Below are 24,559 nucleotides of genomic sequence, written 5' to 3'. Positions count from 1 at the left end.
TTTGCCCGTTCGCTTGAATAATTTTCATGATGCAGTCCATCCTCGAGATCCGCCACCTGCGCACGCTGGCCGCGTTGCGCGACACCGGCAGCCTGGTGCGCGCGGCGCAGCTGCTCAACCTCACGCAGTCGGCGCTGTCGCACCAGATCAAGCTGCTCGAAGAGCGCTACGGCGCGCAGCTCTTCGAACGCAAGTCGGTGCCGCCGCAGTTCAGCACCACGGGGCTGCGGCTGTTGCAGCTGGCCGATACCGCGCTGCCGCTCGTCGAAGAGGCCGAGCGCGACGTGGCGCGGCTGGCGCTGGGGCGCAGCGGGCAGCTGCGCATCGTGGTCGAGTGCCACACCTGCTTCGACTGGCTGATGCCCGCGATGGACGCCTTTCGCCAGCGCTGGCCCGAGATCGAGCTGGACATCGTCTCGGGCTTCCACCCCGACCCGATCGCGCTCGTGATGCAGAACCGCGCCGAGGTGGCGATCGTCTCCGAGCAGGACCCCGATGAAACGGTCGACTACCACGCGCTCTTCCGCTTCGAGATCGTCGCGCTGCTGGCCAACGACCATGCGCTGACGGCCAAGCCGCACCTCACGGCCCGGCACTTCGCCGACCAGACGCTCATCACCTACCCCGTGCCCGACGAGATGCTCGACATCGTGCGCCAGGTGCTGGCGCCCGCCGGCGTCGAGCCCGCGCACCGGCGCACGACCGAGCTCACGGTGGCGATGCTGCAGCTGGTGGCCAGCGGGCGCGGCGTGGCCACGCTGCCGCTGTGGGCGGTGCAGAATTACCTCGACCGCGGCTACGTCACGGCGCGCCGCGTGGGCGCCCGGGGCCTGACGGGGCGGCTGTACATGGCCTGCACGCAGGCGACATCGGCGCGGCCCTGGCTGGACGACTTCGTGCGCGTCACCCGCGAGAGCTGCTTCAAGAGCCTGCCGGGGATCGAATTGCTGTGAGCCCTGTGAACCCGAGGGCGGGAGGATCACGTCCGAATCCGGCCAGTGCGTGGTGGTGCACGGCCTGAAGATCGACCCCCACCACGGACCGCCCCATGACCTCTCCGAAGACACTCGACACCCCTGCCATTCCACGCCCCCGCTTCTTCCACGGCTGGCTCGTGGTCGCCGGCGCCTTCGCCGTCATGTTCGTGGGCTTCGGCTGCGCCTACACCTTCAGCGCGTTCCTCGATGCGCTGCAGCGCGACTTCGGCGCCTCGCGCGGCGAGGTGTCGCTGGTGTTCTCGCTCGCGGGCTTCCTGTACTTCGGGCTCGGCGTGTTCAGCGGCCCGCTCGCCGACCGCTGGGGCGCGCGGCGGCTCGCCGTCGCGGGCATGGTGCTGGTCGGCCTCGGGCTGGTGCTCGCGGGGCAGGCGCGCAGCCTGACGCAGATCTTCTGGGCCTACGGGCTCGGCGTCGGTCTCGGCGTGGGCGCCTCGTACGTGCCCGTGCTGGGTGCGGTGCAGCGCTGGTTCGTGCGCCAGCGCGGCTTCGCCTCGGGGCTCGCCGTGAGCGGCATCGGCGTGGGCACGCTGGCCATGCCGCCGCTGGCCTCGTGGTTCATCGACACGCTGGGCTGGCGCGACGCCTACCTGGCGCTCGGCGTGCTCGCGGCCGTGGTGGGCGTGGGCATGGCGCTCTTGGTCGAGAACGATCCGCGCGCACGCGGCCTCGGGCCTGATGGCGATCCGCCGCAGGCGCAAGCGCCCACCGCTTTGCCGCCCGGCGCCTCGGTGCGCGAGGCCGTGGGCTCCCGCCGTTTCGCGGGGCTGTACGCGGCCTGCCTCATCAGCTCGTTCGGTTTGTTCGTGCCCTTCGTGCACCTGGTGCCCTACGCGCTCGACCACGGCGTGGCCGCGTCGTCGGCGGTGCTGCTGCTCGGCGCGATCGGCGTGGGCAGCACGGCGGGCCGCTTCTTCCTGGGCGGGCTGGCCGACCGCATGGGCCGGGACCATGCACTGCCGCTGATGTCGGCGGGCATGGCGTTGTCGCTGGTGGCGTGGGCCGTGTCGGGCGGGTTCTGGGGGCTGGCCCTGTTCGCCTTTGCCTACGGCGTGTTCTACGGCGGCTTCGTGGCGCTGCTGCCCGCGCTGGTGATGGACTGGTTCGGCGGGCGCCATATCGGCGCGATCATCGGCATCCTGTACACCAGCGTGGCCATCGGCACGCTGATCGGGCCGAGCGCCGCGGGCTTCGCCTTCGACCTCACGCGCAGCTACCTGCTGCCGATCCTCGTGGCGATCGGCGCCAACCTCGTGGCGGCCGGCCTGCTGCTCGCGATGGCGCGGCGCGGCCGGCGCGCCGTTCAGCCGGCTTTCTGAACCAGCTTCAGCACGCTCGAGAAATCGAGCGCGCCGTGGCCCGCAAGGCTGTGCGCCGCGTACAGGCTGCGCGCCAGGCCACCCAGCGGTGTGGCCGCGCGCACGGCGGTGGCGTTTTCCTGCGCCAGGCCCAGGTCCTTGAGCATCAGGTCGGTGCCGAAGCCGCCGGCGTAGTTCTTCGAGGCCGGTGCCGCTTCCATCACGCCGGGCACGGGGTTGTACTTCTCGAGCGCCCAGTTGCCACCCGAGCTGCGGCGCATGATTTCGGACAGCACCTTCGGGTCGAGCCCGTTGGCCACGCCCAGCGCGAGCGCCTCCGAGGTGCCGATCATCAAGATGCCGAGCAGCATGTTGTTGCAGATCTTGGCGGTCTGGCCCGCACCGGCCGCGCCGGCGTGGAAGATGTTGGCGCCCATCTTCTCGAGCACGGGGCGCGCGCGCTCCAGGTCCTTGGTGTCGCCGCCGACCATGAAGGTCAGCGTGCCGGCAATGGCGCCGCCGGTGCCGCCCGACACGGGCGCATCGATCATCGCGATGCCCTTGGCGGCGGCGGCCTCGGCCACCTTGCGCGAGGTGGCGGCGGCGATCGTGCTGCTGTCGATCACGAGCGTGCCGGCCTGGATGCTGTCGAGCAGGCCGGGCTTGCCGGCGCCGCCGAGGAACAGGCCCTCGACGTGCGCGCTGGCGGGCAGCATGCTGATCACCACCTCGGCGCCGGCCACGGTCTCGGCGGCCGACTTCGCGATCGGCAGGCCTTCGGCGGCGAACTTCTTGCAGGCTTCGGCCGAGAGGTCGAAGGCGCTGAGCGTGTGACCTGCCTTGTGCAGGTTCAGGGCCATCGGGCCGCCCATGTTGCCCAGGCCGATGAATGCGATCTTCATGTGTCTTGTCTCCGTTGTTCTGTGCAGGGAATGGGGCCGGTCAGGTCAGCGAGGCCAGCTCCGCCGGCATCTCGCCGCGCGGACGCAGGTGGTCTTCGACGAAGGCCGGCGTGATCTCTTCGAGCGTGGCAGGGTTCCAGCGCGGGTTGCGGTCCTTGTCGACCAGCACGGCGCGGATGCCTTCGGCGAAATCCTTGTTCGCGCAAAAGCCCAGCGACGCCCAGTACTCGAGGCGGAACACCTCGGCCAGCGACATGCGCGGCACGCGCTGCCAGAGCTCGAAGCTCAGCGCGATGGAGCTGGGCGCGCCCTTGGTGAAGGTCTTCGATGCGGTCTGCAGCCACGCGTCGTCGCTTTGCACGTCACGCAGGCGCCTGGCGATGTCGAGCAGGTCGTCGCCGGCCATCAGCGCGTTGATGGTGTCGTAGTGCTCGCGCACCTTCGAGGCGGGCATTTCGGCGCCCTCGCCCGCCTTGGCGAGGATGCGCGACAGCGTGGCGCGGTCGGCCTTGGCGTCGCCGCCGGCCCACTGCGTGGACGCGATGGCCTCGATCACCGCGCCCTTGCGCTCGTGCGGCACCAGCACGTCGGCCAGGCCGCAGAAGATGGTGTCGTGCGCGTTGATGTTGGCGGCCGTGAGCGCCAGGAACAGGCCCGTGCGGCCCGGCGTGCGGCGCAGGAACCAGCTGCCGCCCACGTCGGGGTACAGGCCGATGTTGATCTCGGGCATGGCGATGCGGCTTTGCAGCGTCATCACGCGGTGCGAGGCGCCCGCCAGCAGGCCCACGCCGCCGCCCATCACGATGCCGTGGCCCCAGCACAGGAAGGGCTTGGGGAAGGTGTGGATCAGGTGGTCGAGCTCGTACTCCTCGCGGAAGAAGTCTTCGGCGTAGGTGTTGCGCGCGGGGCCGCAGTCGAGCAGCGTCTGGTACAGCTGGCGCAGGTCGCCGCCGGCGCAGAAGGCCTTCTCGCCCGCCGCGTCGAGCAGCACGCCGACGATGCCGGCGTCTGCGGCCCACTCGCGCAGCTTGGGCGTGAGCAGGCGCACCATGTCCACGGACAGCGCGTTGAGCGAGGCCGGCGCATTGAGCGTGGCCACGGCAAAACGCTGGCCGCCGGCGGTCTTGATTTCGTTGAAGAGAACTACGTTGTCGGTCATTGTTTTCAGGTCCTGGGTGCGGCGGGGTCAGCGGATGTCGCTGTCGCCTTCCAGCAATTTTCGCGCAACGATGACGCGCATGATTTCGTTGGTGCCTTCGAGGATCTGGTGCACGCGCGTGTCGCGCACCAGGCGCTCGAGCGGGAACTCGCTCAGGTAGCCGTAGCCGCCGTGCAGTTGCAGCGCGTCGTTGCAGACATTGAAGCCCGCATCGGTCGCGAAGCGCTTGGCCATCGCGCAATAGGTGCTCGCGTCCGCATGGCCCGCGTCCAGCTTGCTGGCGGCCAGCCGCACCATCTGCCGCGCGGCGACCAGCTCGGTCGCCATGTCAGCCAGCTTGAACTGCAGCGCCTGGAAGCTCGCGATCGGCTTGCCGAACTGCTGGCGCTCGTGCAGGTAGCGGCGCGCCGCGTCGAGCGCGCCCTGCGCCGCGCCCACCGAGCAGGTCGCGATGTTGATGCGCCCGCCGTCCAGGCCCTTCATGGCGATGCGAAAGCCCTCGCCTTCCTTGCCCAGCAGGTTCTGCGCGGGCACGCGCACGTTGTCGAAGTTGATGGTGCGCGTGGGCTGGCTGTTCCAGCCCATCTTGTGCTCCTTCTTGCCGTAGCTCACGCCGGGCGCGTCGGCCGGCACCGCGAAGGCCGAGATGCCGCTGGCGCCCGCGCCGCCCGTGCGGGCCATGAGCACCAGCACGTCGGTCGAGCCGGCGCCCGAGATGAAGGCCTTGCCACCATTGATGACGTACTCGGCGCCCTGCAGCTCGGCGCGCGTCTTCAGCGACCCCGCGTCAGAGCCCGCGCCCGGTTCGGTCAGGCAGTACGACGCCAGCTTGCGCCCGCTCGTGAGGTCTTCGCCCCACTGTTTCGCCACCGCGTCGGTGGCCCAGGTGCCGAGCATCCACGTCGCCATGTTGTGGATCGTGATGAAGGCGGTGGTCGACGGGTCGACCGCGGCCATTTCCTCGAACACCAGCGCCGAGTCGAGCCGCGGCAGGCCCAGGCCGCCGATGCGCTCGGGCGCGTACAGGCCGCAAAAGCCCAGCTCGCCGGCCTTGGCGATGGCCTCGCGCGGAAAGACCGCCTCGGCGTCCCACTGCGCGGCGTGCGGTGCGAACTCGGCCTGCGCGAAATCGCGCGCGGTCTGCGCAAAGGCGTTCTGTTCTTCGGACAGTTCGAAATTCATGGTTGACGACCCTTCCAGAGGTCCAGTTCGGCGGTGCGTTTGCGGGTCGATTTTTCCAGGCACGCGTTGAACACCAGCGGCCAGATCGAGCCGCCTTCGTTCGCTTTCGCGGCCCGCTTGCACCCCGGGTCGCGGCCCTTGAGCCAGGTCCGCTGCTCGGTGCGCAGCGCGACACGCATCTGCGGCGAGAGCGTCTTCATCACCTCGCCGTAGCGGATGTTGAGCTCGGCGTCGGCCGCGCGGAAATCGCGCAGCGCGCAGTCGTTCATCTGCTGCTGGTTGCCGTTGGGGTTGCAGTCGACCGGCTCGTCGGAGCCGGCCGCCTGCGCCCCGCCGGCCAGCAGGGCAAGCGCCGCCGCGGCGGCCCAGGCTGCGACGCGAAGCCCCTGCCTCACTTGAGGCTGATCGTGGTGTTGACGCCGTGCGAGACGGTGCTGTCGTCGAACCAGCGTGCCGTCACGGTCTTGGTCTGCGTGTAGAACATGATGACCTGCTTGCCGTACGGGCCCAGGTCGCCGAGCTTGGAGGCGCGCGAACCGGTGAACGAGAACATCGGGACCGGCACCGGGATCGGCACGTTGATGCCCACCTGGCCCACGTCGATGTCTTCCTGGAAGCGGCGCGCCGCAGCGCCCGACTGCGTGAAAATCGCCGTGCCGTTGCCGTTCGGGTTGCTGTTGATCAGGTCGATGGCCTCGTCGATGGTCTCGGCGTCGGCGATGCACAGCACCGGGCCGAACACTTCCTGTTCGTAGATCGTCATGCCGGGCTTCACGCCGGTGAAGATCGTCGGGCCGACGAAGTTGCCCTTCTCGTAGCCGGGCACGGTGGGCTTGCGGCCGTCGAGCACCAGCTTGGCGCCGTCGGCTTCGCCGCGTTCGATGAGGCTGTTCACGCGGTCGTACGCTGCGCACGAAACGAGCGGGCCCACATCCACGCCCTTTTCAGTGCCCGCGCCGATCTTCAGCGTCTTGGCCTTCTCGATGAGTTCGGGCACCCAGTTGCGCGCCTCGCCCACCAGCACCGCGACCGACACGGCCATGCAGCGCTGACCGGCGGCACCGAAGCTCGCACCGGCCAGTGCGTTGAGCGTCTGCTCCTTGTTGGCGTCGGGCATCACGATGGCGTGGTTCTTCGCGCCCATCATGCATTGGGCGCGCTTGCCGGCCAGCGTGGCGCGGTTGTAGACGTGCGTGCCGACCTTGGTCGAGCCGACGAAGCTGATCGCCTTGATGTCCTTGTGGTCGCAGATGCCGTTGACGACCGCTTCGCCGCCGTGCACCACGTTCAGCACGCCGGGCGGCACGCCGGCTTCGAGCGCCAGTTCGCACAGGCGCATCGTGACCATCGGGTCTTGTTCGGAGGGCTTGAGCACGAAGGTGTTGCCGGTGACGATGGCCATCGGGAACATCCACAGCGGGATCATGGCCGGGAAGTTGAACGGCGTGATGCCGGCGCACACGCCCAGCGGCTGCAGCAGCGTGTAGGTGTCGACGCCGTTGGCCACGTTGTTGGCCAGCTCGCCCAGTTGCAGGTTGCCGATGTTCGAGGCGTGCTCGACCACTTCGAGGCCGCGGAACACGTCGCCCTCGGCGTCCGGCAGCGTCTTGCCCTGCTCGGCCGTGAGGATCGCGGCGAGTTCACCCATGTTCTCGCGGATGAGCTGCTGCAGCTTCAGGAAGATGCGGGCGCGCGCACCGAGGGGCGTCTTGCGCCAGGTCTTGAAGGCTTCCTTGGCGGAGGCCACGGCGGCGTCGAGTTCAGCCTGGGTGGCGAAGGGCACGCGGGCCAGCACCTGCTGCGTGGCCGGGTTGACGACGTCGCGCCATTCGGTGGTCTTCGATTCGACGAACTTGCCGCCGATGAGCAGCTTGACGGTGGCGACCTGCGTCGAGGGGGTGGTGGTGGCGTCCATGGGGGTTTGTCTCCTGTGAATACGGGACCGGTTCGAACCGGTGCAGCCTGCATCCTAGCTTTGCAGATTTGCCATGACAATAGACAAATATGCGTCATCTCTTTGCAAAAATGCAAAGCACCGCACGCCACCCCGCACGAGGCCGCACGCACATGGACTGGGACAACCTGCGCTACTTTCTCGAACTCGCCCGCTCGGGCACGCTGATGAGCGCGGCGCGCCGGCTGGAGGTCGACCACACCACTGTCGCGCGGCGCATCCAAGCGCTCGAAAAGGAGGTGGGCGCGCCCCTCTTTTCGCGCGAGGCCGGCGGCCACCGGCTCACCGAGGCGGGCCGTCGACTGCAACCGCAGGTCGAGGCGATGGAAAGCGCCTTCCAGGCCGTGGAGAGCACCGCGCCGGCGTCGCAGGAAGGCTTGTCGGGGCTGGTGCGCATCGGCGCCACCGAGGGCTTCGGCACCGTGGTGCTGGCGCCGCAGCTGGCGCTGTTCGCGGTGCAGCACCCCAAGCTCACGATCGACCTGCTCGCGATGCCGCGGCTGGTGCACCTGTCGCGGCGCGAGGCCGACATCGTCATCTCGCTCGAGCGGCCGGCGCGCGGGCCGGTGGTGGTCACCAAGCTCACCGACTACACGCTGCGCCTGTACGCATCGAAGCAGTACCTGGCCGCGCACAAGCCCATCAAGACGCGCGAAGACCTGCGCGGCCACACCTTCATCAGCTACGTGGACGACCTGCTGTTCAGCAAGGAGCTGCAGTACCTGGACGAACTGCACCGCCCCGACAGCTTTGCGCTGCGCAGCACCAGCGTGCTCGCGCAGCACCGGGCGGTGGCGGCGGGCGCGGGGATTGCGGTGCTGCCGGCGTTCATCGCGCAGGATGACCGCGCGCTCAAGCCGGTGCTGCCGGACGCGGCGAACTTCACGCGGACCTTCTGGATGTCGATGCCGGCGGAAACGAAGCACCTGGCGCGCATGCAGACCGTGTGGGAGTTCCTGCGCGCGACGGCCACGGCGCAACAGCAGGTGCTGTTGCCTGACAGTGCGACGAACGCCAGGTGACCGGCTCTCGCGCTCAGGAAAACAGGCGTTTCAGGAACCCAGGCTTGGTCGCCGGTGCCGGCGCCGCCGCCTTTTCGAGCAGCTCGATCAGCCCTTCCACGCGCGGCTTCTTGAGCCGGCGCGCGTAGTCGATGTAGTTCTCTTCCTCATCCATGCGATAGAACTGCGGCGGCATCGGCAGTTGGCCTGGCAGCGCCGCCAGCAGCACGCGCAGCGCGTCGAGCTGGTTCATGCGGATGGCGCTCATGATCGCGGTCTCGCCGAGCGAAGGAATGATCTCGTTGGGCTGCGCGAGCCCGCCGGCGAGCAGGGGCTGGATCACCGTCGCATCGCCTGCGACCGCCGCCGCGCCCAGCGCCTCGAGCGCCGCCAGTTTCTCGGGCGAGAGGCTGGCCAGGTAGGCGTCACTGCGCTTGTCGTCCTCGTCGCGCGCGTCGCCGCCTTGCATGACCATGAAGTCGGTCACCAGCGCCACGGGCTCGCCCGCGGCGTCGAGTGCCCAGAAGCTCGGGTAGCTGCCGTCGCCCCAGCCGGCGCTGAAGATCAGCACGTTGTTCGCGCTGCCCGCGCCCAACGGGTAGTGGTCGGCGATGTCGGCCGAGGCGAGGTCGGCGCCGAGCACGTCGTCGTAGTAGCTCACGTACTCGGGGTTGGCGGCGGACTCGCGCGCCTCGCGCTCGGCCATGGCCTTGGCGCCGTCGGCATCCATGAAGCAGCCGACGCCGGCATCGACCGGGTAGCCGTAGAACTCGTCGCTGCCGAGCTCGTCCTGCGACTGCCCTTCGAGCAGCGCCGCCTCCCAGTGCAGATCGCTCGCCTGCAGCCCGGCGCGTTCACGCAGCCACAGCACGGCCAGCGCATGGCGGCCTCCACCCTGCAGCACCTCGACGGGGAACGCGCCCCGCCCGCTCACGCTGCGAACGAAAGGCTCGCGCTCGGGTTGCACCAGCGGATCGCAGGCCACGATGCGGCCGCTCGTGATGTTCAGGGCCCCGCAAGGCTGGCGCTGCAGATGCCGCGCGCGCAGCGCCTCGTCGTCAAGAAAAATGCTCTGGAGGTTGTCGATGTCTAGATAGGCCATGCGCCCAGTTTCTCATCCCCCGGCAGCGGTGGGCCACACCGGCGGATGGCTGCCCGGCGGCATCGACGGCCGCGGCCAGGCGGCCGGCGTGCGCGACAGCTGCGCGCTGTGGCGCACCGCCGCCAGTTCGCCGAAGCCCGAGGCCGAGGTCTCTACGTACGGCGCGACATCGGCCCGCGCGATCGACAGCCCGCCGTCCACGCGCCCCAGCCCGCGCAGCCACTGCCCCGTCTGCGCCAGCGACACCTGCACATGCCAGCTGCCGCCCTCCTGCTGCTGGCGCCACAGCGCCGCGGCGGCGCCCAGGGCGATCAGGTAGCCGCTGGCTTCGTCGAGGATCTGCATCGGCATCGGGCGCGGCTTGCCGTCGCCCGCGGCCTCGCCTTCCGCATGGTTGAAGCCCATGGCGGTCTGCACCAGCGAATCGAAGCCGCGCCGATCGGCCCACGGCCCCTGCGTGCCGTAGGCCGTGAGCGAGACGCAGACGATGCCCGGCCGCTCGCGCGCCAGCGCCTCGGGGCCGAAGCCCAGCGCCGCGATGCCGCCGGGGCGGTAGCCCTGCACGAAGACATGCGCGTCGGCCACGAGGCCGTGCAGCACGGCGCGACCTTCGTCCGTGCACAGGTCCACGTGCGTCGAGAGCTTGCCGCGGCTGGTGTCGGCGATGGATTCGATGTTCGGCAGGTTCGGCGAATTGACCAGCATCACGTCGGCGCCATAGGCCGCCAGCGCCCGGCCGCCGACCGGGCCCGCGAGGATGCGTGTGAGGTCGAGCACGCGCAGGCCTTCGAGCGGACGCTGGTCGCCCTGCAGCGGCGGCAACGCGCGCGGCGGTGCATCGCCGATGCGCTCGATGGTGAAGAGCGGCTGCGCCGCCACCGCCTGCCCGTGCGGCGTCGCGTCCCATTCGTCGAAGCGGCGCAGCGCGGTCGCCACCAGGCCTTGCGCGGCGGCGGCCGTTTCGAAATCGATCGCGCGCCAGCCGGCCATCGCGGCCTCGGCCTCGGCGCGCGTGGCGCTGGCCGGGTCCAGTTTCATCAGGCGCAGCGCACCTTCGCGGTGGTGTTTGAAGTTGGCGTGGATGCGCACCCAGCCGTCGGCGCAGCGGTACACGCCCGAGAAGGTGTCCCACAGATCGGGCACGCGGCCGTCGAGGCTGAACCAGCCTGTGCAGTCGAGCGCGGCGTGCAGCGTGTCGACCGCGACCTCTTGCCGCGCCACGCCGCGCCGGTGCCCCAGCTCGCAGGCCGCGAGCGCGGCGGCGGCGATGCTGGCCTGCGCCGCGAGGCCGACCGCGAAGGACGACGGCAGCACCGGGTCGGCCCCCGTGAGCCGCGCGAAAGCCAGCGCCTCGGCGGGCAACCCCGCCAGTTGCCAGAGACCGGCCAGGACTTCTTCACTCGTTGCCATGCGTCAAACCTTCAGGGGAAAGAGGAAATGAAAAAGGCAGGGTCCGCTTGCGCGGCCCTGCCCTTGTTGCTGTCGTTGCGTTCGCGACCTTGTGCGAGTTGCTTACTGGATCAGCTTCGCACCGGTCTTGGCCTGCAGCGCGTCGAAGCTCACGCCCGGCGCCAGCTCGACCACCTTCAGGCCTTCGGGCACGACGTCCATCACGGCCAGGTCGGTGATGATGCGGTCGACCACGCCCACGCCGGTCAGCGGCAGCGAGCACTGCTCGAGGATCTTCAGGTCCTCGGTGCCGTCCTTCTTCTTGGCCACGTGTTCCATCAGCACGATCACGCGCTTCACGCCGGCCACGAGGTCCATGGCGCCGCCCATGCCCTTGACCATCTTGCCGGGGATCATCCAGTTGGCGAGGTCGCCCTTCGCGCTGACCTGCATCGCACCGAGGATCGACAGGTTGATCTTGCCGCCGCGGATCATCGCGAAGCTGTCATGGCTGCCGAAGATGGCGCTGCCAGGCAGCGTGGTGACGGTCTGCTTGCCGGCGTTGATGAGGTCGGCGTCGACGTTGTCTTCGGTCGGGAACGGGCCGATGCCGAGCATGCCGTTTTCGCTTTGCAGCCAGACTTCCTTGGTGCCGGTGTGGTTGGCCACCAGGGTCGGGATGCCGATGCCGAGGTTGACGTAGAAGCCGTCTTCGAGTTCTTGCGCGGCACGGGCCGCCATCTGGTCTTGGGTCCAGGGCATCTCAGGCTCCTTCTTTCTTGTTGACGGCCTTCACGGCCGATTCGCTGCCGGCGGCGGCGGCCTGGGCGATGGCGGTCTGGGCCTCGACCTTGGCGGCGGCGGCATCGACCGAGGCGCTCACGGTGCGCTTCTCGATGCGCTTCTCGGGCGTGGCGTTGAGCACCAGGCGGTGCACGTAGATGCCCGGCAGGTGGATGTCGTCGGGGGCCAGCTCGCCCACTTCGACGATCTTCTCGACTTCGACGATGCAGACCTTGCCGGCCATGGCGGCGGCGGGGTTGAAGTTGCGCGCCGTGAGGCGGAAGCGCAGGTTGCCGGCCTTGTCGGCCACGTCGGCCTTGACCAGCGCCACGTCGGGCACCAGCGAGTGCTCCATGACGTAGGTCTCGCCGCCGAACTCGCGCAGCTCCTTGCCTTCGGCCACTTGCGTGCCCACGCCGGTCTTCGTGAAGAAGGCCGGAATGCCCGCGCCGCCGGCGCGCAGCTTTTCGGCCAGCGTGCCCTGGGGCGTGAATTCGAGGGCGAGTTCACCGGCCAGGTACTGGCGCTCGAACTCCTTGTTCTCGCCCACGTACGACGCGATCATCTTCTTGATCTGGCGCGTCTCGAGCAGCTTTCCGAGGCCGAAGCCGTCGACGCCCGCGTTGTTCGAGATGACGGTGAGGTTCTGCACGCCGGAATCCTTCAGCGCGTCGATCAGCGCTTCGGGAATGCCGCACAGGCCGAAGCCGCCGACCGCGAGCGTCTGCCCGTCGGCCACGACCCCCTTGAGTGCCGCGTCTGCGGAGGGATAAATCTTGTTCACTCGGGCTCCTTGATGGGTGGTGGAGAGTGGGTGGGAAAGGCTTCAACGATACTACCTACTCGTATACGTAGTATTTCGTAATGGTGACCCCCGATGCCCGAGATCGATTACCGGCTGGCTTTTGAACATGCACCCGTCGGCATGGTGGTCTCGAGCAACCGCACCATCGTCGCCTGCAACCAGCGCGTGTGCGAAATTTTCGGCGCAGAGCCCTCCGCGCTGGTCGGGCATTCGTTCAGCATCCTGTACCCCAGCGTGGCCGAATTCGAGCGCATCGGCAAGCGCATGGAGCCCTTTCTGAACGCCAGCGGCCACTATGCCGACAACCGCATGATGAAGCGCCTGGGCGGGCTGCACGGCGCACTGGCCGGCGAGACCTTCTGGTGCCACGTCACCGGCCACGCGATGAACCGCGCGGCGCCGCACGAGGCCGGCATCTGGACCTTCGAGGACCTGGGCTCGCGACGCGCTGTGAAGGCCGAACTCACGCCGCGCGAGCGGGAGGTGGCGGCGCAGGTGATGCGCGGGCTGACGTCGAAGGAGATCGGGAAGGCGCTGGGCATCAGCCATCGCACCGTTGAATTGCATCGGGCGCGGTTGATGCGCAAGTACGCGGCGGCTACGACTGCGGAATTGGTGCAGAAGCTCATCGCGGGGTGATTCTTTTCAGGGCGCGTGCGCAGGCCACCGGGTACGTCCCTCCGCGAATGTCCCCCGGGCTTCGCCCTCCTCCTTGATTTCGCTGCGGGAAGCACCCAGTGTCCTGCGCACACTGAGTGCGGTCGTGGTGCGGGGCGCGCTAGAGCACCATCTCCATGCGCACCAGGTCTCGCAGCGGAATGCCGTTCTGCCTTGTCGCCTTGCCCCAGCGGCGCACGAAGTAGTCGACGTCGACCCCGACGATCCGAAAGCCGAAGCGTTGGTAGAAGGCCAGCTCGCGCAGGCTGCTGTTGCCCGTGCCGACTTCAAGCCGGTGCGCGCCGCGCTGCTTGGCAAGCGCTTTCGCCTTCTTCAGCATCGCGGTGCCGATGCCCTGACCCTTGTGGGCGTCGGCCACGGCGATGTTCATGATCTCCCAGGTGTCGACGCGGGTGGCCATGAGCACCATCTGGCCGACGACCTCGCCCGCCTGTTCGGCCAGCCACTGCTCGCCGCGCAGCAGGTACTTTTCGATCTCGGGGCGCGGGCCGTCCGCGTCGAACAGGAGCGGCCAGGGCACCGCATCCGCCGGGGTGGCCCTGCGCATCGTCAAACCCTTCAGGTGTGTGTTTCGTGCGTTCCGTTGCATGACCCTATTCTGAGTTCTGAGCAGAAGTTCCCTGCCAGAGGCCCCGGATCGTTGCGAAAACGGAAACGCCGTGTCGACAAAAGCCATGCGCCATCGCCGGTTGAGAGGCCTATCGTGGAACCCACGCGAACACACCGTTCGCCCCACACAGGAGCAGACACCATGTCCACACCCCTTCATTCGGAAAAGAACCTCCTTCAGCAGACGAAGCTGTCCGTGGCCCAGGCCCGCGCGCTGGCCGGGCACCAGGTGCCCGTGGCGCTCGGCCTCGCGGCGGTGATCCTGTCGGTGCTGGGCGTCAAGCCCTGAGCCTGGCCGGGGGCGTTCACTCCGGCTTGATGTCGGCGCCCTTGATCACCTTCGACCAGGCCGCGAGTTCCTGGTCGACGAACCGGCCCAGCGTCGCCGGGTCCATGTAGGTCGCGAAGGCGCCCTGCTCGTCCACCTTCTTGCGGAAGGCCTCGCTCTCGACGATCTTCCTGATCTCGGCGCTGAGCTTGTTCACCACCTCGGGCGGCGTCTTCGCCGGGGCGAACACCGCGAACCACGACTCGACCTCGTAGCCCGGCAATCCGGCCTCGGCCGAGGTCGACACGTTCGGCATCGACGCGTGCCGCTTGCTGCCGGTGTACGCCAGCGGCTTGATGCGCCCGCCCGCGAAGTGACCGATGACCGAGGGCGGCGTGGTGATGAAGATGTCGACATTGCCCGCCACCAGGTCGTTGATGGCCGGCCCCGAGCCCTTGTACGGCACGTGAGTGGCCGGCTGCTTGGTCTGGCGCGACAGCAGCTCGCCCGCGATGTGTTGGATCGAGCCGTTGCCCGACGAGGCGTAGAACAGGCCGCCCTCCTTCTTCCTGCCGTACTCGATGAGTTCCTTCATCGACGTCACCGGCAGCTTGCCGCTCACCGCGACCACGTGCGGCGCGCGCATCACCATCGCCACCGGCACGAAGTCTTTCGTCGGGCTCCAGCGCAGGTTCGGGTACAGCGACGGGTTGCCGACGTGGTAGCCCGAGTACTGCAGCAGCAGCGTGTAGCCATCGGGCGCGGCGCGGGCCACGAACTCGGTGCCGATGTTGCCGCTGGCGCCGGGCTTGTTGTCGACCACGACCGGCTGGCCCAGCGCGCGTTGCAGCGGGTCGGCGACCAGCCGCGCCATGATGTCGGTGGAGCCCGCGGGTGCCGTGGGCACCACGAAGGTCAGGGGTTTGGAAGGCCAGGTGTCGGCCTGCGAGGCGGCAGCGGCCAGCGCGAGGCCGACCGCGAGCAGGCGGTGAGCGGGTTTCATGGGTTTGTCTCCGGTGGTTTTTTGTGGACTGTCTTCGGGCTGTAGGCGTCAGTGCGCCAGCTCCGAAATCTCGATGAGATTCAGGTCGGGGTCGCGCACGTAGACCGAGCGGATGCGCGACGTGGCGCCCGTGCGCATCACGGGCCCTTCGAGGATCGGCACGCCCTGCGCTTGCAGCCGCGCAATGACTTCTTCGAGCGGCACGCTGGCGATGAAGCACAGGTCGAGCGAACCGGGCGTGGGCACGTTGGCCTTGGGCTCGAACTCGTGGCCCTTCACGTGCAGGTTGATCTTCTGGTTGCCAAAGCGAAAAGCCTTGCGGCCGGCGCCGAAGACTTCCAGCGTCATGCCCATTGTCTCCACGTAGAAGCGCACGCAGGCTTCTTCGTTCGCGGTCGTGAGCACCAGGTGATCCAGGTGGTCGATCATGCGTTCTCCTTCTTGATGGGGCGCGCCTTTGCGCGCTCGACGATGGCGTTGAAATCGGCCGGCGGCGCATGTCGCGTCAACCGGTGGCCGGCGCGCGAGACCTGGCCGGACAGTTCGTGCTGCACGAGCGATTCGAGTTCAGCCGCAGCGCCGATCAGGCCCTCAAGGTCCATGCCGGTGTCGTAGCCCATGCACTGCAGCATGTGGACCACGTCCTCGGTCGCGACGTTGCCCGTCGCGCCCGGCGCATAGGGGCAGCCGCCGATGCCGCCGAGCGACATGTCGAGCCGGCGGATGCCCGCCTCGACCGCGGCGATGGTGTTCGCCAGGCCCATGCCGCGCGTGTTGTGGAAATGCGCCGTCCACTCCAACGCCGGGTGCCGCGCGCGCACGGCCTCGCACACGGCTTGCACTTGCGTGGGATAGGCCATGCCGGTGGTGTCGCACAGCGTGAGGCCCTGCACGCCCAGCGCCGCGAAACGGTCGGTCCAATCGAGCACCGTTGCGAGCGCCACCTCGCCTTCCATCGGGCAACCGAACACGCAGGAGAGCGACACGTTCACCGGCACCCTCGCCTGCTTCGCCAGCGCGATCACCTCGGCCAGTTGCGCGAACGACTGCTCACGCGTCATCCGCAGGTTGCTGAGGTTGTGCGTCTCGCTGACGGACATGACGATGTTGAACTCGTCGATGCGGCTTTCGAGCGCGCGTTCGGCGCCGCGCACATTCGGCACGAGCGCGGTGTAGACCACGCCGGGCCGGCGGGCGATGCGCTGCATCACTTCTTCGCCGTCGCGCAGCGCGGGAATCGCCTGTGCCGAAGTGAACGAGGTGACCTCGATCTTGGCGTAGCCGAGCGTGCCGAGCCGGTCGATCAGCGCGACCTTGTCGTCGGTGGGAATGAAGCGGCTTTCCATCTGGAAGCCGTCGCGCGTGGCGACCTCGTTGACGAACAGCCGCGTCCCGTTGCCGGTTTTCATACGGCCTCGCTTTCCACGCCACGCACCGGCCAGCCCGCGCCCTGCAGGTCCGCCGTGTGTTCGCCCAGACGCGGCGCCGCATGCGCGATGCGCCCCGGCGTGGCGCTGAGCTTGGGCACCACGCCCGGCACCTTGAGCAGCGCGCCGTCGGAGCCGCGCGCTTGCACGATCATCTCGCGCGCCAGGTACTGCGGATCGGTCGCGATGTCGGCCACCGTGTAGATGCGCCCGACCGGCACGCCGGCCGCATCGAGCACGGCCAGCACCTCGTCGCGGCTGCGCTGCAGGGTCCAGGCTTCGATGGCGGCGTCGATCTCTTCGACACGCAGCACTCGGCCGTCGTTGTGCACGAGGCCGGGGTCGTTCTCCAGGTCCGCGCGGTCGATGGCGCGCATCAGGCGACGGAAGATGCTGTCGCCGTTGCCCGCCACCAGCACGTAGTGGCCGTCGCTGCAGCGGTAGGCGTTGGTCGGCGCGATGCCCGGCAAGGCGCTGCCGGCCCGCTCGCGCACGGCACCGAAGGCGTCGTACTCGGGCAGCAGGCTTTCCATCACGTTAAAGACCGACTCGTACAACGCCACGTCGATGAACTGCCCTTCGCCGCCGTGGGCCGTGCGGTGGTGCAGCGCCGTGAGCACGCCGATCACGCCATGCAGCGCCGCCAGCGTGTCGCCGAGCGAGACGCCCACGCGCACCGGCACCCGGCCGGGCTCGCCGCTGAGGTAGCGCAGCCCGCCCATCGATTCGCCGAGCACGCCGAAACCCGGCTTGTCGCGGTAAGGGCCGGTCTGCCCGTAGCCCGAGATGCGCAGCATGATGAGCCGTGGGTTCAGCGCATGCAGCTGCTCCCAGCCCAGGCCCCAGCCTTCGAGCGTGCCGGGCTTGAAGTTCTCGATCAGCACGTCGGCTTCGAGCGCCAGGGCGCGCACGGCCTCCTGCCCTTCGGCGCTGCGCAGATCGAGGCACACCGAGCGCTTGTTGCGCGATTGCACCTCCCACCACACCGAAGTGCCGTCACGCAGCAGCCGCCACTTGCGCAGCGGGTCGCCGACGCCGGCAGGCTCGACCTTGATCACGTCGGCGCCGAACTCGGCGAGCGTCTTGCCAGCGAACGGGCCGGCGATGAGCTGGCCAAGCTCCAGCACCTTCAGGCCTTCGAGTGCGTTCATCTTTTCTCTGTCTCCAGGTGGGTTGCCCCGACTCTAGGAACAGATGGCGACGAACGGAATTGCTCGGATGGCAGCAGGCCTTCGCGAAACGCGAAGCCCCCTGCGGTGCGCCCTACTTTTTCTTCAGCGTGGACGCAGGCCTGGCAACCACCGGCGGCTCGGCCGGCGTCTTCACCCAGCCGCGCAGCATCACGCCCAGGCAGATGCCGGCCGCGAAGATGAGCCAGTACACCCACGAAGGCAGGTTCTCCACCCCGCTGTGCAGATTCATGCCGAAGGCCGCGCCGATGGCCATGAGCGGAAAGGTCAGCGCGGCGATGGTGTTGAGCTTGTGCTGCGCACGGCTCATCTCGAGAGCCGAATGCGCCTGCGCCTCGGCGGCGCGTGCGAGGCGGTAGTCGAGCGACATGCGTGTGTCGGCCAGCAGCAGCTCGAAGCCGCGTGCGATCTCCACCGCGAGGTCGCGCTGGTCGATGAGCATCAGGTCGCCTTTCACCGCATCGCGCGCGGCCTGCAGGGTGTCCTGCATGTTCCGCGCGGCGCGGGTGAGCGGGATCAGCGGGCCGAGAATCTGGAACAGGTCTTCCGAGGTCTCGGCGGCCTGGTGGCGGATCTCGAAGGTGCTGAATGCCGCGCGGTAGCTTTCGAGCAGCTTGGCGAGCGCGCGCTCGCCGGGGTTGTTGCCCTTGTGCAGCCACGCGCCGTCAGGCTTGCGCAGGAACACGATGGGCTTGCGCTCGGCGCCGGTGCCCGAGGGCGGCTCGTGCAGGATCACCATCAGGTGCTCCTGCTCGTGGATGATGCGCTGCGCGCCGTAGGTGCTGCCGCCCAGCCGCTGCTGCATGGCGGCGGGCAGCTCCCAGTCGTAGTCGATTCGTCTTGGCATCAGGGGGCCTGCAGTTCTTTCCACAAGGTGTCGAATTCGTCCGCGAAGCGGCGCACCAGCGGCGGGTCGTTGCTCAGCACCAGGTTCTCCTCGTTGTACTCGCAGGCGCTGCGGGTCCAGTTGTAGCTGCCGTTGAGCAGCCGCGCGCCGTCGAAGATCGCGAACTTGTGGTGCATGTGGGCCTCGGTGCGGTCCACCGCCACCGGAATGCCGGCCGCGCGCAGCTGGCCGACGTCGCTGCCGCGGTCGTATTCCTTGTCGTTGTCGGTGATGCAGCGTACCGTCACGCCGCGCCGGTGCGCCGCCAGCACCTCGGCGGTGATGCGGTCGTCCGAGAGCGTGAACACGCACAGGTCGACCGCGCGCTTCGCCGTTCGCAGTTGCTGGTTGATCGCCTGCAGGCAGGCGGTGCCCGGGCTGAAATAGGCCTGCGAGCGCACCGTGACGCTGTCGGGCGAGCGGCCGGTGTCGATCGCACGCACCACGCCTTCGAGCCACTTGAGCAGCGACAGCTGCTCGGGGTCGGCGGTGCGCGAGCGCACGAGGTCGAAGGCGCGGTTGCGCAGCTGACGCAGGCCGTCTTCGGGGGGCGAGGCCTCGCGCAGGGTGTGGACCAGCACGCGGCGCTCGTCGTCGCTCAAACGCGCGTCGACCATCGTCGCGTCGAGCTGGGCCAGCAGTTCGGGCAATGCGGACATCACTGATCCTTGTCTACTTTGGGCGGAGATGGTGGCGGTGGCACACGCTTGGGCGCGGCCCGCGTGGCCTGCACCTCGGCGGCGAGGCGCTCCATGTCCTGCTTGATCGAGCGGTCGAGTTCCAGCCGGCGCTCGGTGGCGGTCACCAGCGGCAGGATCAGCTCGCGGTAGGTCACGGCGATCTGCAGCATGGCATCGGCCAGGCGCTGGCTCTCGTTCGGCCCCTCTGCGGCAGGCTTGGGCTCGGGCTTGAGCGCGTCGACCGCGCGCGCCACGTCGAGCATGCTGCTCGCGATGCGCTGGCTGCCGTCGACGTCGGCGCCGCCGAGCTTGCGCTGGCGCACGAACTCCTCGCAGATGGCGGTCCAGCGCGCGCTTTCCTCCGGCGTCGGACTGCCCAGCAGTTGCGCGAGGCGCAGCAGGTTTTCTTCCGCGCCGGTGGTCAACGTCTGGGCCTCGCCGCGGTAGTGGTCGCGCAGCAAGGCGTCGAGTTCGTCGTCGCGCATCAGCGGCGTGATCTTGCCCGCGAGCTTGGTCATGTTGCGGTAGCTGCCCTGCAGCTTGAACGGCGGCGCGACACGGTAGGTCTCCTGCTGCGCGGCCGATTCGATGTACGCGAGGTTGACCTTCAGCAGCAGGTCGCGCGCACGGAACAGGCGCTGCAGCAGCGCCTTGATCTCTTCCAGCTCGACCGAGCTGTAGGCGTGCGAGAGCGCGCTGCTCGGCACGTCGTGGCCCTGGGCCATCTTTACGAGCAGCTGCACGTCCTTCGGGTCGCGCGAGGCCAGCGGCATCAGCGTGGGGTTGGAGGTCAGGCTGTTCTCGATGTACGAGAGCGCGAACGCCGCCTCGCGACCCGAGAGCACGTCGCCCAGGTTGTAGATGTCGGCGCGGTTGGCCAGCATGTCCGGGATCTTGAACACGTCGCCCGACTCGGTGTACGGGTTGCCCGCCATCACGATCGCGAAGCGCTTGCCGCGCATGTCGTAGCTGCGCGGCTCGCCGTTCCACACGCCCTCGATGCGGCGCGTGCCGTCGGCCAGCGCGATGAACTTCTGCAAAAACTCGGGGCTGGTGTGCTGGATGTCGTCCAGGTACAGCATCACGTTGCTGCCCATGGCCAGGCCGAGGTTGAGCTTTTCCAGCTCCTGCCGCGCCGCGCTGTTGGGCGCGTTCGCCGGGTCGATGGCCGTGACGCCATGGCCCAGCGCCGGGCAGTTGATGCGCACGAAGATCAGGCCGAGGCGGTCCGCCACGTACTCCATGAGCGTCGTCTTGCCGTAGCCGGGCGGCGAGATCAGCAGCAGCAGGCCCATGCGGTCGGTGCGGCTGCCCTCGCCCGCCGAGCCGATCTGCTTGGCGAGGTTGTCGCCGATGAGGGGCAGGTACAGCTCGTCGATCAGCTGGTTGCGCACGAAGGTCGAGAGCGGCTTGGCCTGGAACTGGCTCAGCTTGAGCCGCGCCTTCTCGCGCTCGAGCAGCTCGTGGCGCAAGCTGTGCAGCGCCTCGTAGCCCGGCACCGCGTGCAAGGTGTGGAACAGGAAGCGGCGCCAGAAGTCGTTGAGGTTCAGCGTCAGGCGCCCTTCGGCGACGCGCGGGTGCTCGCCGCGCAGTCCCTCGACGGTGCGGTCGAGCGCCGCGTTGACGCGGGTGCGCTGCAACGGCATGGCGAGCACGCTGGCCGCGTCGTCGGTCCAGTCGACCGATTGCGGCGCCTGATGCGTTGCGTAGGCGCGCACCCAGTCGCGTGCCAGGCGCCAGCGCTCGGCCGGCGGCGCGGCGTCGAGGTCGTGCTGCCACGCGTCGCGCCGGCCGCCGCGCTCCAGCTCGCGCAGCAACGCCGCCGCGAGGTCCTCGCCCGCGCCCGAGACGGTCCAGGTCTCGCCGCCATGCGGACCGGCGAGTTCGCGCACGAGGTACGCGGCGGCCTGGTCGCACAGGGTGGTCACGCGGCCGTCGCGTGCATCGCGTTCCTCATCGTTTTCAGCGTCGGCCGGCGGCAGCAGGTCGGGCACCACGTCGCGGGCGAAGTGGTTCAGTGCACGCGCGATGTCGGCTTCGAGCTGCTCCAACGCATCGCGCCGGCCGAACAGCGCCAGCATCTGCATCGCGGCACGCGCGCGGCGCAGCATCGATTCGCGGTGCGCGATCAGGTGGCCGTGCTGCCAGTAGAGCAAGGCCAGCGCGCGTTCGGTCGGGCCCCAGGCGAGCAGGCCCGCCTGGTCCTGCATGCCGACGAGCGCGCCCAGCAGGCGCATCGCGTCGTCGTCGTGAATGCCCTTCTGGTAGCCCTCCTGGTAGCGCGCCGCAGCGAAGCGGCGAACCATGTCGAGCAGCTGCGGATGCAGCGGGTCTTCGGCCAGCAGCGTGAGCACCTCGGCCCACGTGCGCTCGGCCTTGCCGGCGAGCAGCGCCTCCAGCAGGCGGCCGGCGAGGTATTCGGCGCGCGACAGTTCAGGTGTTTCCGACACCAGCGACTGGTCCCAGTAGCGCTGCAGCGGCAGCAGCCGGGGCTCATCGACCGGGCTCTGGTAGTCGGTGCCCGTGACCTGGTAGGCCATGCCTTCGTCGCGGGCCACGAGCGTCAGGTCGACCGGCTGGCGGTGCACGGTGAAGGCGTGGCGGCCCAGACGCAGCGTGTCGCCACCCTCACTCACCAGCTCGCGCTTGTCGCGGATGGAGCGCAACGCCTGGTCGCGCGCGGTCTTCAGGCGCGTGTCGAGTTCGTCGGCCGGCACCGCGGCGCCCAGCGTGCGCAGGTCGGCGATCAGCGTGTGCAGCTTGCCGATCATCGGGTCGGCCGCGAAGTAGCTGTGGACCTGCGTCAGGTCGCCGAACTGCGCGATGCGGCGCGGAATGCCGTCGAGGATGCGCCCTGCCGCGTCGACCACGCCCTGCGCGCGGCGCTGGCGGGCGTCGACCAGGCTCTGGCGGCGCGCGGACAGCGCCTCGTACACGGTCTCGCGCTTCTCGGCGATGTCGGCCAGGAAGTCTTCCTGCTCGGCGAAGCGCCCTTCGATTTCTTCGAGCTGGGCCAGCAGGCGCGTGAGCGCGTCGTCGCATTTCTCGGGCGTGTCGGCGAACTCCAGCGCGTTCTCGACCGCCTGGCTGAAGAGCTTGAACTGCGCGCCGAACTCCGCGCGCGCCTCGGTGGCGCCCAGCGACTTGCGCCGCGCGCGCGCATCGGCGCGCATGCGGTTGATGTCGGCGTAGATCAGCGAGATGCGGTCCAGGATCGACGTGCGAATGACCGCATCGCCACCCGGCAGGCTGCCCAGCTGCTCGGTCAGCAGGTCGAGGCCGGCGGCCTGCTCGTCGAGCGTGGCGAGCATCTGCCCGAGCGCGGGCGACGTGGCCAGGTTGGGGAGTTCGAGCGCGAGCTTGTCCAGCGCCTGCCGCTGGCCGTGGAAGGCCGTGTCGGCCGCCAGGAACTGCATCGCGCGCTCGCCGATGCGCTGCTGCTCGACCTCGAGCGCGGCGTCCATCGCGGCGATGCGCGGCAGGTCGGCGTAGCGCAGCTCCTTGAGCATCTGCAGCGCGCCGCGCCGTTCGCGCAGCCGGCCCAGCGCCTTCACAAAATCGTCGGGGGCGCGCCAGAGGGTGCTGGCAATGTCGACCAGCAGCGCGTGCTGCTCGTCTTCCGCGCGGGCCAACGCACGCACGGTTTCGCGGCGGATGGTGTCGACCTTTTCGAACTCGGCCAGCGTGCTGCGCGCCACCTCGGCGATGCTGCGCAGCTCGCCCATGAGGCCGGTGGCCTCGGGCGCGTCGAGCCAGAAGTAGGCGTCGCTCACGCGGGTGCACTGGCGGATCAGGTCTTCGTAGGCGGCGCGCGTGGGCGCCTGCTCGCGCACCGCGCGGGCAATGCCCATGAGATCGCTCACGCCGCGCACCAGCTCGGCATTGCCGATCTTGCCGAAGAAGCCGGTGGCGGGCGGCTGCGCGCTCACGTGCTCTTCGCTGGCGAAGGGCGTCTGCCACAGCTGCATCGGGTGCACGCGCGTGGGCTCGACATCGTCGCCGTTGAACACCAGCATGCGGCCGTCGGCAAAGCGCGCGTAGCCGTTGGCGATGATCGGCGTGGCGAGCTTCTTGTCGATCAGGTTGTAGTTGAACAGCGCATAGCGCCCGGGCTTCGGGTCGTAGAACACATAGGCCACGTCTTCGCCGTTGGGCGAACGCAGCATGCGCTTGAAGCGCAGGTTTTCCACCACCTCGGCCGGCAGGTCGAAACGCTTGTACTCACCCGACTGCAGGTAGTAGCCGCCCGGAAAAATGATGCCGTGGTCTTCGGGCAGCTGCACACAGGAGCCGCCGATGGCGTCGATGCGCTCGACCTGCTGCGTGCGGATGTTGAACACCAGGTAGCGCGTGACCTGCTCGCGGTAAGGCTTCACGCGCAGCAGGATCAGCATGCCGAGCTTGGCCCACGCGATCTCGGCGTCGGTGAGCGACTGGCTCTTGTCCTCCACCGGCTCGCTGTAGATGCCCAGGCCGGTCTCGGTGTTGTTCTCGATCTTGACCGTGAGGTCGCCGCCCAGCGTCTCGACGAACACGGTGTCGAGCACGTTCACGTGCGGATGCTTGCCGCCCACGTGGTCTTCGCGCGTGGCGACGGTCCACTCGAAATCGTGGCTCGCGGGCAAGGCGATGTCGCGCTCACCGCGGTTGTCGATGTAGTTGATGTTGCCGTTGCGCTCGATGGCCCAGCGGAACACGCGCACGTCGTGCAGCTGCTGGCCGATCTGGAACGAGGCGAGCAGCTTGTCCTGCGTGACGCGCAGCTGCAGCAGCGTGGCCTGCTTGTAGTAGGCGTAGAGCTCGCGGAAGTCGGAGGCGAAGCGCGCGTCTTCGAGGAAGGTGCCGGCCAGCGGCACGGGCTGCAGCTCGTCGTTCTCGGTGGCGGCTTCGCCCGGCGATGCGAGCCGGTACAGGCCGAACACGTCGCCCACGGCCGTTTCCTTGCGCAGGCCGATGAAGACGTTGTAGCCGAACAGCAGCAGGTCGCCGATGCGCACGATGTCGCGCGCCACGGCGTTGTTCTCGGTGCGCGCGCGGGTGCGCAGGATCAGCGCCTGGTCGGAGCGGCCGAACTCGGCCAGCCGCTGCTCGTTGAGCGCCTGCGTCTTCTTGAGCAGGCCCTCGCCCTGGGTTTCGAGCCGCTTCTTCAGCAGGTCGTAGCTGCCGCTGCCGGAAACCAGCGCTTCGGTGGGGTCGATGGGGGCCTGGGCGCCGGGCGGCGCTGCGGTGTCGTCGGTGGGTTGCATGG

At 68.9% G+C, this 24,559-nt stretch carries 22 protein-coding genes; 5 read left to right on the top strand and 17 right to left on the bottom strand.

Annotated elements, in window-relative coordinates:
• The first annotated feature begins 26 nt into the window (after positions 1 to 26).
• Positions 27 to 953, top strand: coding sequence for a LysR family transcriptional regulator (locus ACAM42_RS14135; protein WP_369632389.1), 927 nt, complete (start codon positions 27 to 29; stop codon positions 951 to 953).
• Between the two features lie 95 nt (positions 954 to 1,048).
• Positions 1,049 to 2,314 carry an MFS transporter gene (locus ACAM42_RS14130; RefSeq protein ID WP_369632388.1) on the top strand — a complete coding sequence of 422 codons (1,266 nt, stop codon included), beginning with the start codon at positions 1,049 to 1,051 and terminating at the stop codon, positions 2,312 to 2,314.
• Here the strand turns inward: ACAM42_RS14130 and mmsB are convergent.
• The 5 genes from mmsB to ACAM42_RS14105 are packed head-to-tail and all read right to left on the bottom strand — an operon-like array spanning position 2,299 to position 7,451.
• Positions 2,299 to 3,195: a 3-hydroxyisobutyrate dehydrogenase gene (mmsB, locus tag ACAM42_RS14125; protein ID WP_369632387.1), complete on the bottom strand. Its 897-nt coding sequence runs from the start codon at positions 3,193 to 3,195 to the stop codon at positions 2,299 to 2,301. The two genes, ACAM42_RS14130 and mmsB, sit on opposite strands and share 16 nt — an antisense overlap.
• Before the next feature lie 40 nt (positions 3,196 to 3,235).
• Positions 3,236 to 4,354 carry an enoyl-CoA hydratase/isomerase family protein gene (locus tag ACAM42_RS14120; protein WP_369632386.1) on the bottom strand — a complete coding sequence of 373 codons (1,119 nt, stop codon included), beginning with the start codon at positions 4,352 to 4,354 and terminating at the stop codon, positions 3,236 to 3,238.
• Between the two features lie 27 nt (positions 4,355 to 4,381).
• Positions 4,382 to 5,536 (bottom strand): acyl-CoA dehydrogenase family protein, encoded by a 1,155-nt coding sequence (locus tag ACAM42_RS14115; RefSeq protein ID WP_369632385.1) that lies wholly within the window; start codon positions 5,534 to 5,536, stop codon positions 4,382 to 4,384.
• Positions 5,533 to 5,931 (bottom strand): lysozyme inhibitor LprI family protein, encoded by a 399-nt coding sequence (locus ACAM42_RS14110; RefSeq protein WP_070059333.1) that lies wholly within the window; start codon positions 5,929 to 5,931, stop codon positions 5,533 to 5,535. Before ACAM42_RS14110 ends, ACAM42_RS14115 begins: the two co-directional genes overlap by 4 nt.
• Positions 5,928 to 7,451, bottom strand: coding sequence for a CoA-acylating methylmalonate-semialdehyde dehydrogenase (locus ACAM42_RS14105; RefSeq protein WP_095947476.1), 1,524 nt, complete (start codon positions 7,449 to 7,451; stop codon positions 5,928 to 5,930). Before ACAM42_RS14105 ends, ACAM42_RS14110 begins: the two co-directional genes overlap by 4 nt.
• A gap of 152 nt (positions 7,452 to 7,603) precedes the next feature.
• Here ACAM42_RS14105 and ACAM42_RS14100 point away from each other — a divergent pair, with 152 nt between their 5' ends.
• Positions 7,604 to 8,512 (top strand): LysR family transcriptional regulator, encoded by a 909-nt coding sequence (locus ACAM42_RS14100; protein WP_369632765.1) that lies wholly within the window; start codon positions 7,604 to 7,606, stop codon positions 8,510 to 8,512.
• A 13-nt stretch (positions 8,513 to 8,525) separates the two neighbouring features.
• On the opposite strand, the gene ACAM42_RS14095 is transcribed toward ACAM42_RS14100, so the two are convergent.
• From ACAM42_RS14095 to ACAM42_RS14080, 4 genes are all read right to left on the bottom strand, one after another.
• A complete protein-coding gene (locus ACAM42_RS14095; RefSeq protein ID WP_369632384.1) occupies positions 8,526 to 9,593 on the bottom strand; it encodes a DUF4241 domain-containing protein in 1,068 nt (355 codons plus the stop codon).
• 12 nt (positions 9,594 to 9,605) lie between these two features.
• A complete protein-coding gene (locus tag ACAM42_RS14090; protein WP_369632383.1) occupies positions 9,606 to 11,003 on the bottom strand; it encodes a CoA transferase in 1,398 nt (465 codons plus the stop codon).
• A gap of 102 nt (positions 11,004 to 11,105) precedes the next feature.
• Positions 11,106 to 11,744: a 3-oxoacid CoA-transferase subunit B gene (locus ACAM42_RS14085; protein ID WP_095744909.1), complete on the bottom strand. Its 639-nt coding sequence runs from the start codon at positions 11,742 to 11,744 to the stop codon at positions 11,106 to 11,108.
• A gap of 1 nt (position 11,745) precedes the next feature.
• Complete coding sequence (locus ACAM42_RS14080) at positions 11,746 to 12,549, bottom strand: CoA transferase subunit A (protein ID WP_062476435.1); 804 nt, start codon at positions 12,547 to 12,549, stop codon at positions 11,746 to 11,748.
• Between the two features lie 93 nt (positions 12,550 to 12,642).
• Between ACAM42_RS14080 and ACAM42_RS14075 the strand changes: the two genes are divergently transcribed.
• Entirely contained in the window at positions 12,643 to 13,209 is a 567-nt protein-coding gene (locus ACAM42_RS14075) for a LuxR C-terminal-related transcriptional regulator (RefSeq protein WP_062476432.1), read from the top strand.
• Between the two features lie 139 nt (positions 13,210 to 13,348).
• Here ACAM42_RS14075 and ACAM42_RS14070 read toward each other — a convergent pair whose 3' ends face one another.
• Positions 13,349 to 13,795 (bottom strand): GNAT family N-acetyltransferase, encoded by a 447-nt coding sequence (locus tag ACAM42_RS14070; RefSeq protein WP_369632382.1) that lies wholly within the window; start codon positions 13,793 to 13,795, stop codon positions 13,349 to 13,351.
• Positions 13,796 to 13,999: 204 nt separating this feature from the next.
• On the opposite strand from ACAM42_RS14070, the gene ACAM42_RS14065 reads away from it, so the two are divergent.
• Entirely contained in the window at positions 14,000 to 14,146 is a 147-nt protein-coding gene (locus tag ACAM42_RS14065; RefSeq protein WP_172438277.1) for a hypothetical protein, read from the top strand.
• A gap of 16 nt (positions 14,147 to 14,162) precedes the next feature.
• Here the strand turns inward: ACAM42_RS14065 and ACAM42_RS14060 are convergent, their stop codons facing one another.
• From ACAM42_RS14060 to ACAM42_RS14030, 7 genes are all read right to left on the bottom strand, one after another.
• The gene (locus ACAM42_RS14060) at positions 14,163 to 15,128 is read right to left on the bottom strand and encodes a Bug family tripartite tricarboxylate transporter substrate binding protein (protein ID WP_369632381.1); all 966 of its coding nucleotides are present in this window, start codon (positions 15,126 to 15,128) and stop codon (positions 14,163 to 14,165) included.
• A 48-nt stretch (positions 15,129 to 15,176) separates the two neighbouring features.
• Positions 15,177 to 15,557, bottom strand: a complete 381-nt coding sequence (locus ACAM42_RS14055) for a VOC family protein (protein ID WP_369632380.1) — start codon at positions 15,555 to 15,557, stop codon at positions 15,177 to 15,179.
• A complete protein-coding gene (locus ACAM42_RS14050; protein WP_369632379.1) occupies positions 15,554 to 16,537 on the bottom strand; it encodes a hydroxymethylglutaryl-CoA lyase in 984 nt (327 codons plus the stop codon). Before ACAM42_RS14050 ends, ACAM42_RS14055 begins: the two co-directional genes overlap by 4 nt.
• Positions 16,534 to 17,706 (bottom strand): CaiB/BaiF CoA transferase family protein, encoded by a 1,173-nt coding sequence (locus tag ACAM42_RS14045; protein ID WP_369632378.1) that lies wholly within the window; start codon positions 17,704 to 17,706, stop codon positions 16,534 to 16,536. Before ACAM42_RS14045 ends, ACAM42_RS14050 begins: the two co-directional genes overlap by 4 nt.
• Before the next feature lie 112 nt (positions 17,707 to 17,818).
• Positions 17,819 to 18,592, bottom strand: a complete 774-nt coding sequence (locus ACAM42_RS14040) for a hypothetical protein (RefSeq protein ID WP_062476414.1) — start codon at positions 18,590 to 18,592, stop codon at positions 17,819 to 17,821.
• Positions 18,592 to 19,290: a phospholipase D-like domain-containing protein gene (locus ACAM42_RS14035; protein ID WP_369632377.1), complete on the bottom strand. Its 699-nt coding sequence runs from the start codon at positions 19,288 to 19,290 to the stop codon at positions 18,592 to 18,594. The genes ACAM42_RS14040 and ACAM42_RS14035 overlap by 1 nt, the downstream gene beginning before the upstream one ends.
• Entirely contained in the window at positions 19,290 to 24,557 is a 5,268-nt protein-coding gene (locus tag ACAM42_RS14030) for a DNA repair ATPase (RefSeq protein WP_369632376.1), read from the bottom strand. Before ACAM42_RS14030 ends, ACAM42_RS14035 begins: the two co-directional genes overlap by 1 nt.
• Positions 24,558 to 24,559 lie beyond the last annotated feature (2 nt).

This window comes from Variovorax sp. V35, assembly GCF_041154465.1.
Lineage (GTDB): Bacteria > Pseudomonadota > Gammaproteobacteria > Burkholderiales > Burkholderiaceae_C > Variovorax > Variovorax boronicumulans.
The sequence above is the reverse complement of the archived record's forward strand: the minus strand, read 5'-3'. Positions and strand labels throughout refer to the sequence as shown.

Excerpts from the sequence above, each read along its gene's own strand:
- ACAM42_RS14135 (WP_369632389.1), top strand. The coding sequence starts at position 27 with ATGATGCAGTCCATCCTCGAGATCCGCCACCTGCGCACGCTGGCCGCG.
- ACAM42_RS14130 (WP_369632388.1), top strand. The coding sequence starts at position 1,049 with ATGACCTCTCCGAAGACACTCGACACCCCTGCCATTCCACGCCCCCGC.
- mmsB (WP_369632387.1), bottom strand. The coding sequence starts at position 3,195 with ATGAAGATCGCATTCATCGGCCTGGGCAACATGGGCGGCCCGATGGCC.
- ACAM42_RS14120 (WP_369632386.1), bottom strand. The coding sequence starts at position 4,354 with ATGACCGACAACGTAGTTCTCTTCAACGAAATCAAGACCGCCGGCGGC.
- ACAM42_RS14115 (WP_369632385.1), bottom strand. The coding sequence starts at position 5,536 with ATGAATTTCGAACTGTCCGAAGAACAGAACGCCTTTGCGCAGACCGCG.
- ACAM42_RS14105 (WP_095947476.1), bottom strand. The coding sequence starts at position 7,451 with ATGGACGCCACCACCACCCCCTCGACGCAGGTCGCCACCGTCAAGCTG.
- ACAM42_RS14100 (WP_369632765.1), top strand. The coding sequence starts at position 7,604 with ATGGACTGGGACAACCTGCGCTACTTTCTCGAACTCGCCCGCTCGGGC.
- ACAM42_RS14095 (WP_369632384.1), bottom strand. The coding sequence starts at position 9,593 with ATGGCCTATCTAGACATCGACAACCTCCAGAGCATTTTTCTTGACGAC.
- ACAM42_RS14090 (WP_369632383.1), bottom strand. The coding sequence starts at position 11,003 with ATGGCAACGAGTGAAGAAGTCCTGGCCGGTCTCTGGCAACTGGCGGGG.
- ACAM42_RS14085 (WP_095744909.1), bottom strand. The coding sequence starts at position 11,744 with ATGCCCTGGACCCAAGACCAGATGGCGGCCCGTGCCGCGCAAGAACTC.
- ACAM42_RS14075 (WP_062476432.1), top strand. The coding sequence starts at position 12,643 with ATGCCCGAGATCGATTACCGGCTGGCTTTTGAACATGCACCCGTCGGC.
- ACAM42_RS14070 (WP_369632382.1), bottom strand. The coding sequence starts at position 13,795 with ATGCGCAGGGCCACCCCGGCGGATGCGGTGCCCTGGCCGCTCCTGTTC.
- ACAM42_RS14065 (WP_172438277.1), top strand. The coding sequence starts at position 14,000 with ATGTCCACACCCCTTCATTCGGAAAAGAACCTCCTTCAGCAGACGAAG.
- ACAM42_RS14060 (WP_369632381.1), bottom strand. The coding sequence starts at position 15,128 with ATGAAACCCGCTCACCGCCTGCTCGCGGTCGGCCTCGCGCTGGCCGCT.
- ACAM42_RS14055 (WP_369632380.1), bottom strand. The coding sequence starts at position 15,557 with ATGATCGACCACCTGGATCACCTGGTGCTCACGACCGCGAACGAAGAA.
- ACAM42_RS14050 (WP_369632379.1), bottom strand. The coding sequence starts at position 16,537 with ATGAAAACCGGCAACGGGACGCGGCTGTTCGTCAACGAGGTCGCCACG.
- ACAM42_RS14045 (WP_369632378.1), bottom strand. The coding sequence starts at position 17,706 with ATGAACGCACTCGAAGGCCTGAAGGTGCTGGAGCTTGGCCAGCTCATC.
- ACAM42_RS14040 (WP_062476414.1), bottom strand. The coding sequence starts at position 18,592 with ATGCCAAGACGAATCGACTACGACTGGGAGCTGCCCGCCGCCATGCAG.
- ACAM42_RS14035 (WP_369632377.1), bottom strand. The coding sequence starts at position 19,290 with ATGTCCGCATTGCCCGAACTGCTGGCCCAGCTCGACGCGACGATGGTC.
- ACAM42_RS14030 (WP_369632376.1), bottom strand. The coding sequence starts at position 24,557 with ATGCAACCCACCGACGACACCGCAGCGCCGCCCGGCGCCCAGGCCCCC.